The organism is Pseudomonas sp. GL-B-19 (genome assembly GCF_019956415.1).
Classification (GTDB): domain Bacteria; phylum Pseudomonadota; class Gammaproteobacteria; order Pseudomonadales; family Pseudomonadaceae; genus Aquipseudomonas.
Window position 1 is genome coordinate 150,711 of sequence record NZ_JAHBDK010000086.1, and the last position, 11,722, is coordinate 162,432.

Annotated in this window: 10 protein-coding genes; 6 read left to right on the forward strand and 4 right to left on the reverse strand. The window is 59.0% G+C overall.

The features are described from left to right. The first annotated feature begins 3 nt into the window (after positions 1–3). The 6 genes from KGB06_RS27400 to KGB06_RS27425 are packed head-to-tail and all read left to right on the forward strand — an operon-like array spanning position 4 to position 7,106. Entirely contained in the window at positions 4–1,446 is a 1,443-nt protein-coding gene (locus KGB06_RS27400; RefSeq protein WP_223521338.1) for a mannose-1-phosphate guanylyltransferase/mannose-6-phosphate isomerase, read from the forward strand. Continuing rightward, positions 1,447–2,244: an ABC transporter permease gene (locus tag KGB06_RS27405; RefSeq protein WP_223521339.1), complete on the forward strand. Its 798-nt coding sequence runs from the start codon at positions 1,447–1,449 to the stop codon at positions 2,242–2,244. Continuing rightward, on the forward strand, positions 2,244–3,497 hold the full coding sequence (locus tag KGB06_RS27410; RefSeq protein ID WP_223521340.1) for an ABC transporter ATP-binding protein: 1,254 nt from the start codon (positions 2,244–2,246) through the stop codon (positions 3,495–3,497). The genes KGB06_RS27405 and KGB06_RS27410 overlap by 1 nt, the downstream gene beginning before the upstream one ends. Further along, entirely contained in the window at positions 3,494–4,861 is a 1,368-nt protein-coding gene (locus KGB06_RS27415; protein ID WP_223521342.1) for a glycosyltransferase family 4 protein, read from the forward strand. Before KGB06_RS27410 ends, KGB06_RS27415 begins: the two co-directional genes overlap by 4 nt. Beyond that, on the forward strand, positions 4,845–5,975 hold the full coding sequence (locus tag KGB06_RS27420) for a glycosyltransferase family 4 protein (protein ID WP_223521344.1): 1,131 nt from the start codon (positions 4,845–4,847) through the stop codon (positions 5,973–5,975). The genes KGB06_RS27415 and KGB06_RS27420 overlap by 17 nt, the downstream gene beginning before the upstream one ends. Beyond that, positions 5,976–7,106 (forward strand): glycosyltransferase family 4 protein, encoded by a 1,131-nt coding sequence (locus tag KGB06_RS27425; RefSeq protein ID WP_223521346.1) that lies wholly within the window; start codon positions 5,976–5,978, stop codon positions 7,104–7,106. A gap of 122 nt (positions 7,107–7,228) precedes the next feature. Here KGB06_RS27425 and KGB06_RS27430 read toward each other — a convergent pair whose 3' ends face one another. The 4 genes from KGB06_RS27430 to KGB06_RS27445 all read right to left on the reverse strand — a co-directional run bounded on the left by KGB06_RS27430 (position 7,229) and on the right by KGB06_RS27445 (position 11,388). After that, a complete protein-coding gene (locus tag KGB06_RS27430; protein ID WP_223521348.1) occupies positions 7,229–9,259 on the reverse strand; it encodes a pyridoxamine 5'-phosphate oxidase family protein in 2,031 nt (676 codons plus the stop codon). A 62-nt stretch (positions 9,260–9,321) separates the two neighbouring features. Then, on the reverse strand, positions 9,322–9,948 hold the full coding sequence (locus KGB06_RS27435) for a glutathione S-transferase family protein (protein ID WP_223521349.1): 627 nt from the start codon (positions 9,946–9,948) through the stop codon (positions 9,322–9,324). A gap of 130 nt (positions 9,949–10,078) precedes the next feature. Then, complete coding sequence (locus tag KGB06_RS27440) at positions 10,079–10,981, reverse strand: LysR family transcriptional regulator (RefSeq protein WP_223521351.1); 903 nt, start codon at positions 10,979–10,981, stop codon at positions 10,079–10,081. A 71-nt stretch (positions 10,982–11,052) separates the two neighbouring features. After that, entirely contained in the window at positions 11,053–11,388 is a 336-nt protein-coding gene (locus KGB06_RS27445) for a hypothetical protein (protein WP_223521353.1), read from the reverse strand. Between the last annotated feature and the right edge of the window lie 334 nt (positions 11,389–11,722).

Below are 11,722 nucleotides of genomic sequence, written 5' to 3' on the forward strand. Positions count from 1 at the left end.
GCCATGCTGATTCCCGTGATTCTCTCCGGCGGTGCCGGTACTCGCTTGTGGCCGGTGTCCCGTGAGGGCCATCCCAAACCCTTCATGACCTTGCCCGATGGTCAGTCGCTGTTGGGCAAAACCTACCGCCGTGCCGCCGGTTTGCTCGATGGCTGGGGCGATATCGTCACGGTGACCAATCGCGACTACTACTTCCAGAGCAAGGATCACTATCAGGAGGCGCACCTCGGTCGCCATCGCGGGCATTTTCTGCTTGAGCCGACCGGTCGCAATACAGCCCCGGCGATTGCGGCGGCTGCGCTGTCGCTGAAAGCCCTGCACGGCGACGAAGCGATCATGGTGGTGATGCCGGCCGACCATTTGATTCTCAACGTAGATACCTTGAAGACCGCCGTGGAACACGCCGTGAATCTGGCCAAAGATGGTTTTCTGGTGACGTTTGGCGTGGTGCCGACCGCTCCGGAAACCGGATTTGGCTATATCGAAACCGGCGCAGCGCTGGACCATAAAGGGGCGGCCAAGGTGCAGCGCTTCGTCGAAAAACCCGACCTGCAAACCGCGACGCATTACCTGGAAAGTGGCAACTTCCTGTGGAATTCCGGGATGTTCTGCTTCTCGATCGCCGCCGTACTGGCCGAGTTGGAAATACACGCCCCCGAGTTACTCGAGCAGGCGAAAACCTGCATGGCGGCCAGTAACCCGGTGGAAACCGTCGGGTTCCTGCAACAGGAGTTGTCCCCGGAGTTGTTCTCGGAAATGACTGACATTTCCATCGACTACGCCCTGATGGAGCGCTCCGACAAGGTGGTTGTGGTGCCCGCCGCTTTCGACTGGAGCGACATCGGCTCGTGGGGCGCGGTAGCCGCGCTGGTGCCGGCTGATGCACAAAACAACCGCGCCAGCGGCGACGCGGTGTTCATCGACAGTCACAACAACTTTATCCAGAGCGAAGACCGTCTGGTGGCGGCTGTGGGTGTGGATAACCTGATCATCATCGACACCGCCGATGCAGTGTTGGTGGCCCACGCTGATCGCGCCCAGGACGTGCGCCGAGTGGCCAAGCAGCTCAAGGACAAAGAGCACGAAGCCTATCGCCTGCACCGTACGGTCAGCCGACCTTGGGGCACCTACACCGTGCTCGAAGAAGGCCCGCGCTTCAAAATCAAACGCATCGTGGTCAAACCCGGTGGTAAGTTGTCGCTGCAAATGCACCACCATCGCAATGAACATTGGGTGGTGGTCGAAGGCATGGCCAAGGTGACCAACAACGGTACCGGCACCCACCTGGTGGCCAAGAACGAATCAACGTTCATTGCCGCCGGTCACAAACATCGCCTGGAAAACCCCGGCGTGATCGACCTGGTGATCATCGAAGTGCAAAGCGGCGAATACCTGGGGGAGGACGATATCGTCCGCTTCGAAGACCATTACGGCAGGACGGTTTGAATGCTGCTTTCTCTGTACCGCTCGCTGTGGGGCTATCGGGGTTTTATCCTCGGTAGCGTCCAGCGAGAGTTTCAGTCGCGATATCGCAATTCGTTGTTCGGTGCCCTGTGGACCGTGCTCAACCCGCTGTCGATGATCGTCGTCTACACCGTGATCTTTTCCCACATCATGCGTGCTCGTTTACCGGGCGTGGATGACGGCATGGCCTACAGCGTCTACCTCTGTGCTGGCCTGCTGACCTGGGGGCTGTTCGCCGAAATCACTTTGCGCAGCCAGAACATGTTTCTGGATAACGCCAACCTGCTGAAAAAAATCAGCTTCCCGCGGATCTGCCTGCCGGTGATCGTGCTGTTCAATGCCGGTATCAACTTCGCGATCATCATCGGCTTGTTCCTCGGCTTTCTGCTGATCACCGGACGTTTTCCGGGCATGGCCTTGTTGGCCTTGCTGCCGCTGTTGGCGTTGCAAATCATGTTTTGTGCCGGATTAGGGATGATTCTTGGCGTAATGAACGTGTTCTTCCGCGATGTCGGACAATTCTTCGCTATCTGTATGCAATTCTGGTTCTGGCTGACGCCGATTGTGTACCCGATGAGCATCCTGCCGGAATGGGTACAACGTCTGCTGCAACTCAACCCCCTGACCAACCTGATCACCAGCTATCAGAACGTGTTTCTTTACGGCCAATGGCCGGTCTGGAGTTCGCTACTGCCCATCTTCGTCAGCGGCGTGGTGTTCTGCGTGATCGGGCTGCGGTTGTTCCGTCAGCGGGTCGGTGAAATGGTGGATGAACTCTGATGGGGCACATACGCGTCACCGGCCTGGGCAAGGCCTACAAACAATACCCAACGCGGTGGAGTCGGCTGGCCGAATGGCTGATTCCGTTTTCACCGATTCGCCATCATCCCCACTGGGTGCTGCAAGACGTGGCATTCGAGATCGCCCCCGGTGAAGCGGTGGGCATCGTCGGGGTCAATGGTGCCGGCAAAAGCACCCTGCTGAAAATGATCACCGGTACTACCCAACCCACCTGCGGCAACATCCAGCTCGAAGGCCGCGTCGCCGCCCTGCTGGAACTGGGCATGGGCTTTCACGCAGACTTCACCGGCCGGCAGAACGCGATCATGGCCGGGCAACTGCTGGGCATGCACGTCGAAGAAATTGAAGCGTTGATGCCCGAGATCGAACGTTTCGCGGAAATCGGCGACGCCATCGATCACCCGGTGCGCACCTATTCCAGTGGCATGCAGATGCGCCTGGCATTCAGCGTGGCCACCGCCCGACGCCCGGATATCCTGATCGTCGACGAAGCGCTCTCAGTGGGCGACGCCTACTTTCAACACAAAAGTTTCGATCGTATCCGCAGCTTTCGCAAAGCCGGCACCACCCTGCTGATCGTGTCCCATGATCGCTCCGCCATTCAGTCGATCTGCGACTCGGCGATCCTCCTTGAAAAGGGTCGCATGGCCATGCACGGCACACCTGAAGCCGTCATGGATTACTACAACGCCCTGCTCGCCGAGCGTGAAGGCCAGACCGTGCGTCAGGAAGCGCTCTCTGGTGGTCAAGTCAGCACCATTTCCGGTACCGGTGAAGCCGGGATTCTCAGCGTGCGCCTGCTGGACGAAAACGACCGATCCATCGACGCCGCCGAAGTCGGTCAGCCAGTGGTGCTGGAGGTAAAGGTTGAAGTCCGCCAGGACATCGAACGGCTGGTGCTGGGTTTCATGATCAAGGATCGCCTGGGCCAAGCCATGTACGGCATCAATACCCATCGTCAAGACAAGGCTCTGACCGACCTGCAGGCCGGCGAGCGCGTGACCTACCGCTTTGCTTTCGTCATGGGCCTGGGCAAGGGCAACTATTCCGTGGCGCTGAGCCTGTCTCGGCTGGATTCGCACCTGGACCGCAATTTCGAGTGGCGCGACTACGGGTTGGTATTCCATGTGATTAATAACCGGCACGAAGACTTTGTCGGTTGCTCGTGGCTGGGAGCGAAAACCACCATCACTCGCGCGAACACGCCGATCACCTCGGAGAGCACGCCATGACGCGTCTGCTGGTGGAATGCACCCACGTGTTTCAACACCCCAAGGTCAATTCGGGCATTCAGCGCGTGGTGCGCAACGTCATCAATCAGCTGCCGGAAAGTGTGGACGGGGTTGAGTGCATTCCGGTCGTGATGCTCAAAGGCAAACTCTATCGAGTGCTGAAGCTCGGCGCACTGAACATCCCGTTTTTCGATCACATGATGATCTTTGGTGGACGACTGGGGCGATTGGCTCACCGTTTCTGGCAACTGCATCAACGCCTGCACAATCGCAGCAACTCGCGAGTGATCAAGCGTTTGCTGCACGTGGCCTACCGGGTAACGGCGGTCACCTGCTTCAGCATTCCGCTGCGGGTGATCGAAGGCATCAACCAATATCAGCTGCCCAAACGCTGCACGCCGTTGCAGCACCAGCCGGGGGATCAATTGGTACTGCTGGACTCGTCCTGGCATACCGATTTTTTCCCGTTTGCCGAACAGCTCAAACGTGAAGGCGTGGGCATCGTTGCAGTCATCTACGACCTCATTCCCCTTACTCACCCGCAGTTCTACGACAACCGGTTGGTGCAGGTTTTCAACGAATGGTTCGACTGGATCACGAAAACCGCCGATGGCTACGTGGCGATTTCTGCCACGGTGCGCGATCAGGTCCGCGAGGAATTGCAGCACCGTCTGGGTTCTGCCAAGGCCAATGAGTTGTGGTTCGATTATTTCCACCTCGGTTCCGAGCTCGACCTGAGCGAAGCCACCGCTGCTGTGGAACCGAGCCTTGCACGACTGTTTCAGACGCCGGAACCGGTGTTTTTGATGGTCAGTACCATCGAGCCGCGCAAGAACCACGACTACCTGCTGGACGCCTTTGAGCTCGCTTGGGCGGCGGGCTCCAACGCCCGGCTGTGCATTGCCGGTCGAATCGGCTGGAAGTGCGACGCACTGCTCGCCCGGGTACGCAATCACCCGCAACTGAACCAGCGTCTGTTCATGTTCAACGACCTGAGCGATACCAGCCTCGAACATGCCTATAGCCACGCCAGCTCACTGGTGTTTCCGTCCTATGTCGAAGGCTTCGGCCTGCCACTGGTGGAAGCCATGCAGCGTGGATTGCCGGCCATGGGTAGCGATATTCCGGTCTTTCGCGAAATCGGCGGCGAGTTCATGGCGTACTTCGATCTGGCCGAGCCACAAAGCCTGGCTGACCTGGTCGTCCGTTTCGAGCGTAGCGGTCAGTTCCCGGCGACCCGCGACGTAGCCGACTGGCGCTGGATCGTCTGGCGTGAAGCCAGTGCGCAATTGGCCGAACGAACCCTGCGCAATCTTGAACAAGCGCCGGTCATGCCAGAGAGGCAATATGCGAATTGCCCTTAATGCCCGGATCCTCCAGGCGCCGCGTACCGGCATCGGCCACTACGTCGCCGAACTGGCGAACGCTCTTGCGAGTGAGCCCGATGTTGAACTGGCGCTGTTTCATGGCTGGGGTTGGAGCTCCGTGCTGCCTGAAGCGGCCATGCCCGGTTATTCCCGACTGACGCCGCTGCTGCGGCAAATTCCGGGGGCCTATCAGGCCCGGCGCTGGCTGGAGCAGAAACGCTTCGATCAAGGTCGCGCGCAATCCATCGACCTCTACCACGAACCGAGCTTGTGGCCGCTGTCGTTCGACGGCCCGACGGTCATCACCCTGCATGACCTGACACATCTGCACTACCCCGACACACAGCCGCCCGCGCGCTTGCGAGAAATCGAACGGCGGCTGGCCGACGGCGTGCGCCAGGCGAGCCTGATTCTCACCGACTCGCAGTACATTGCTGATGAAGCTCAGGCGCATTTCGGGCTACCGGCCGAACGCTTTGTCGTTGCTCCACTGGGCGTAGCCGCGCGTTTCCACCCACGGGCTCCTGAGGCCATCGACGCCGTCCTCAAGGCCCATGGCGTCGAGCCGCGGGAATACTTCCTCTGCGTCGGCACCCTGGAGCCGCGCAAGAATCTGACCTTGGCCCTGCGCGCCCACGCCCGACTGCCTGAATCGGTCCGTCAGCGTTTTCCACTACTGATCGTCGGCATGGCCGGCTGGCAGCGCGAGCAGTTCAGTGAAGAACTGCATCAGGCTTTGGCCTGCGGTCACGTCTGTTTGCTGGGCTATCTGCCCGACGAACAAGTGGCACAACTGTTGGCCGGCGCTCGGGCGCTGATTTTTCCGTCGCTCTATGAAGGCTTTGGCCTGCCGGTGCTGGAGGCCATGGCCAGCGGCACGCCGGTCATTCTGACTCGACGTTCGGCCATGCCCGAAGTGGCAGGCGTTGCGGGCAACTATGTTGAAACGGACGAACCCGACGGCTTACGCGATGCAATGAGCCGTCTGATCGATGATCAAGCGCATTGGCAGGTATGCCGAGAAGCCGGATTACATCAAGCAAGGCTTTTTACCTGGGAACGCTGTGCGCAGGTTACGGCCCGCGCCTACCGCCAGGCTATGGGAGGTTGAATGCGAGTTCTTCATTTTTTCAAGACGTACCTGCCTGACTCGGTCGGCGGGATCGAGCAAGTTATTTTCCAGTTGTGCGAAAGCGGAGCCCAGCACGGCGTTGAAGGCCAGGTGCTGACACTCAGTGCCGATCCTGCCCCGCCGGTGGTTCAGCTTGGCCATCACGAAGTTCATCGGGCCAGACTCGACATTCAGTTCGCCTCCACGGGGTTCTCCTGGAGCGTCTTCAAACAGTTTCGCGAGTTGGCGGCCGAAGCCGACGTGGTCAATTATCACTTTCCATGGCCCTTCATGGACCTGGTGCATTTCGCCAGCGGCGTGAATAAACCGAGCGTGGTGACCTACCACTCGGACATCATTCGCCAGAAACACCTGCTCAAACTCTACCGGCCGCTGATGAACCGCTTTCTGGCCAGCGCCGACCGGATCGTCGCAGCATCCCCCAACTACTTGCACACCAGCGATGTGCTTCAGCAGTTTCAGGACAAGACCCGCGTGATTCCCTACGGCCTGAACAAGGCAGGTTATCCACAGCCCGACAGCGAGCGCATGGCCCACTGGCGGCAGAAGCTTGGGGATAAGTTTTTTCTGTTTGTAGGGGTGATGCGTTACTACAAAGGTTTGCACATCCTGCTCGACGCCTTGAAGGACCTGGATTACCCCACGGTGATTGTCGGTGCCGGCCCACTGGAAGCGGAACTTCACGCCCAGGCGGCAGCTTTGGGTTTGCGCAATATTCACTTCCTCGGACGCCTGGGCGACGAAGACAAAGTGGCGCTGCTGCAACTGAGCTACGCCATCGTGTTCCCGTCGCACCTGCGCTCAGAAGCGTTCGGTATTTCGCTGCTGGAAGGCGCGATGTATGGCAAACCGATGATCTCCAGCGAGATCGGCACCGGCACCAGTTACATCAACATTCACAACGAAACCGGGCTGGTGGTTCCTCCAAGTAATCCACAGGCCTTCCGTGAAGCAATGCGCACGCTGTGGGAAAACCCGACGCGCGCGGCGCAAATGGGCGTGAAGGCTGAGGCGCGTTATCGGAAATTATTCACGGCGGACGAAATGGGCCGCAAGTGGACAGAGTTGTACGAAGAACTGCTGGAAGAAAAATACCTGTCCTACGCATAACTGCTTCTTTGTGGGAGCGAGCCTGCTCGCGAAAGCGGTGTGTCAGTCGACATAAAAGTTGAATGTCAGAAAGCCTTCGCGAGCAGGCTCGCTCCCACATGGGTTCACCCACAAGTCCTGCGTCACAGATCCAGCACCAACGGCTGCGAACCCTGCGCCGGCACCGCACAACAAATCAGCACTTCTCCTGCGCCGGGCACTTCTGCCGGTACCTGTGGATAACTCACCGCACCGCTGATCAGACGGGTTTTGCAGGTCCCGCAGGATCCGCCGCGGCAACTGAACTCCGGGCGCAAACCACGGCTTTCGGCCAACTCCAGCAAACTCCCGCTATCGGGCTTCCAGCGCGCTTCTTTGGCCGAGCGCTCGAACACGACCGCCACCGATGTCGTGGCGGCCGGTGGTTGCTCGATGACCACGGCATCCGGGTCGGGTATCCGGCGCAACGTTGACGGGCCAAAGGTCTCGGCGTGAATCCTCGAATCACGGATGTCCATCTCACGCAGGCTGTCGTACATCGCCTGGGTAAAACTGCCTGGACCGCAGAGGACAAAATCCAGCTGATCGTAGTCTTCCACCTCGAGCATGGTCTTGAGCAGGTCGGCGTCGATCCGCCCGGTCAGGTCAAACTCTTCGCCTTCACGCGCATCGGGCTCCGGCTGACTGAGCAAACGCAGGACGCGCACCGCGTCGCCGAGCCCGTCGAGCAAGCGGTTCAGTTCCGAGCGAAACGGTTGATCGGCCAAGGCTCGCGAACTCTGGAAGAACCAGGTCGGGCGGATGCTTCGCGTGCGCAGGCCTTGATAAACCACTTCGCGCACCATCGACAGCAGCGGCGTAATGCCCACGCCCGCGGCCAGCAACACCAGCGGGCGCCGCTCATGAGGTGCCACCGTGAAATGCCCTTGAGGCGCACGGGCCTCCAGAACATCACCGACACGAATCCGCTCATGCAGATGCGATGACACCAACCCGTCACGCTTCACGCTGATACGGAAAAAATCATCAGACGGCGCGCTCGACAGGCTATACGTGCGGATATGCACATCACCGGCAATGTTGAATCGCAGGGGCAAATGCTGCCCGGCCTGAAACACCGGCAACCCGGCGCCATCGGTGGGCTCCAGATAAATCGAACGGATGTTTTGGCTTTCCGATTCGATACGCACTACCCGCAGCGGCCGCCAGCAATCACCCAAGGCCTTGGCTTGCAAACGCGCGGAGGCCTGCGTCCAAGTGCCGGTCAGCAGGCTGGTGGGCGACATGCCGTCGAAGCGCCAGCGCAAGGCCAGCGCCGCAGGCCGACGCACCACGCGCTCGACCTCGAAGGTCCACAGCCGCTCGGCGCCTTGAAAGGCTTCGATTTGCGGGCCGTCGAGGATGATCTCGGTGCGCCCACAGAGGTGCAGCAGGTCACCTGAATTGAAATCGATGAACAACAAACCAGCGCGAGGATTGATCAGCAGATTGCCCAGCGTGTTGAAATGCAGGTTGCCGGCGAAGTCCGGAATGGTCAGGCGATTGCCCTCTACCTGTACGAAACCGGCCTGCCCGCCCCGGTGAGAAACATCCACCGAACGCTGACCATCGACGTCCACGTAGCTGGCGACAAAGAACGTATCCGTCTCGACGATCATGGCTCTGGCCGCGTCATCCAGTTCATTCAGGTGCTGTGCAACGCGGCTCGCGGGGTCCGCCAATGGCACCGAGCGAAACTGGCGCAATTGAATGTATTGGGGGCAGTTGCCGAATGATTGCTCCACCGTCACGCCGAATCCGCCGGCCGTCACCGCGTCGACTCGACCATTGAGGCGGTTGCGACGTCGGGTGTGCAGTTCGATACCGAGCAGACCGATGGCGGCACCGTCTTGCAGTTGCGCGGGGTCATCGGCACTCGGCAAACAGTCGAACTGCAACAGTGAAGGGTCGGGAGAATGAGCGAAGCCCGGCGGCCCTTCAAGAATGCTGGCCCAAGGGTTGCCATCGGCATCTACGGCGCCGTACAGCATGAACGGCAGTTGTTGATAGAACGTGCGGTGCTGATCCGGCATCTGACTGCGAATCACCCTGCGACCGAACGCCTCCATTCGCTCGGCAACACCCACATGAGCTTGCAGCTGTTTCTCGCCGGTGTGCCAAGGTGAATGTTCCATAACGGTTTTCCCCTACGCCTATTGCGCACAGTGAACAGCCCGAGCAGGTCGGGCCGTGAGCATCAGGCAGTTTTTTGCAAACCGGCCACGGTACGCGGCATGCCGACAAAACCAGGCAAGGCTTCAACCCGCGCCAGCCAGGCGCGGATGTTGGCGTAGTCGTCCAACGAGACATTGCCTTCCGGCGCATGGGCGATGTAGCTGTAGGCGGCCACATCGGCGATGGTTGGCTCGGCGCCCGCCAGGTACGGCGTTGCAGCCAGTTCTTGATTGATCACTTTGAGCACGGTATGGGAATAAGCGATGACCTCTTCAGCGTTGTAAGGCCCACCAAACACCGTGATCACCCGCGCCCTGGCCGGGCCAAAGGCAATTGGCCCGGCGGCAACGGACAACCACCGCTGAACCTTGGCTGCTCCGACTGGATCAGCCGGCAGCCAGCGACCGTTTCCATATTTCTGAGCCAGATAAACCAGGATCGCATTGGAGTCGGCCAGCACCACGCCTTGATCATCAATGACGGGCACCTGACCGAACGAATTGAGTGCCAGAAAGTCCGGTTGCTTGTGCTCGCCCTTAGCCAAATCGACAAAGATCAGCTCGGTCGGCAGTTGCAGCAGCGACAGCATCAGCTCCACACGGTGAGCATGGCCGGAACGAGGGAAGTTGTAGAGTTTGATCGCTTGCATGGTCGACTCCGCTGGGTGGTGGCGCCGTTCAGGAAGGATCAGCACCGATGGACGCCATCTTCCACCCACAACCAAAACAACAGAATAACCAGTAAACGCAATCCATTATTTCATTCAGCGCAATAACCCATTAACCGCGCAGCGACGGATGTTCTCTTAATGTTGTCACGGCGAAATCGACAAAACTGCGGACTCGCACCGGCGCCTTGCGGCCACCCTGGTAGACCACATGAATGGGTAACGCAGGTAGCTCGAAGTCAGCCAGCACGATTTCCAATTCACCGGCGGCAACGTTGCTGGCCACTTGATAAGACAGGACCCGAGTGAATCCCAAACCCATGCATGCCGCCATGATGGCCGCCTGATTGGCGGTGACCACCAGACGCGGTTCCGGACGTACATTCAGCGGCTCGCCCCCTTCAAGGAATGGCCAGGTTCTTTGCTGCCCAATGGACGACGTTGCAACGATCGGGGCAGCAGTGAGCTCGTTTGGGTGCCGTGGCCTGCCACGGGCCGCCAAAAACGTCGGGGAAGCACAAACCACCCGCCGCACCTCACCCACTCGAATCGCATGTTGATTGCTGTCAGGCAACTCACCGATGCGCACCGCCACATCAATGCCCTCCTCGACCATGCTCACAACCCGGTCAACCAGTAAGGCATTGATGCTGACTTCAGGAAATTGAGAGAGATAACCGACCATCACCGGTGTGACAAACAACTCACCGAACAACACCGGCGCGGTGATCGTCAGTTGCCCGCGGGGCTGGGCATGACTGCCGGCGGCCGAATCCTCCGCTTCCTGCAGTTCGGCAAGAATCCTCCGACAATCCTCCAAATAACGCTGCCCCGCCTCGCTCAAATGCACGCTGCGGGTAGTACGCGTCAGCAACAGAGTGCCAATGCGTTTCTCCAGCGCTGCCACCGCCCGGGTGACACTGGCCGCCGACATCCCCAAACGCCGCGCCGCCGCCGAGAAACCTTGTTCCTGGGCCACGGCGGCGAAGACCTGCATTTCCTGGAATCGGTCCATGGGGCATGTCCTTTATTCAGATAAAAAAATCGCAGCTGTAGGCTGCGATTTTTAATATCACGAAGTGGTTTCTAAAGCTGCTGATCAATCAAAACCGCGTTGGTATAGATCAAGCTTCCATCGCTCGCTCGATGCCCGACCAAATGGTACTGACCGCGCTCGAGGTGCAAGTAGACGCGCATTTGGCAGTCGGACAAGGGGCCATATCCCTCTGGCACGATCAAATCCAATGTAGCCATGTCGACATCGACCATGACTTCACGCTCATGTGACTTCTGCAGGCGTTCTTCAGCTTGCTCCAGGCGCTGACGGAGGGGGACATCGACGTAAAAATGGATTTCACCCACGGGGGTGGATTTTTGGTCGCGGCTGGTTTTGCACCACCCGTCGATCGTCAGGGCACTCATGACGAAACCTCCATTGTGGACTGCTGGACTCTGTAGTTCTGTTCTCTTCTCAATGACATCCGCTTCTGGCCAGTTCTGCCATCCGTCATCGGAAGTGAGTATAGCTGGCGACCGGGCCTCGCTTGCTGTAACCGCGTCGGCAGAAGGTCATCTGCTTCATCGGAAAAACTCATGTGATGGGATGTTTTTCAGCGTTTTTCCAATCATGTTGACTGATCTATGCCCATCTAGTCCCGAGAGACGTGATGCTGAATATCTATAGTTGCATGTAGCGAATAGCTTTAAACAATTAACGTAATGTTCGAATTGGAATATTGGTCAGCCGTTTCTCAGA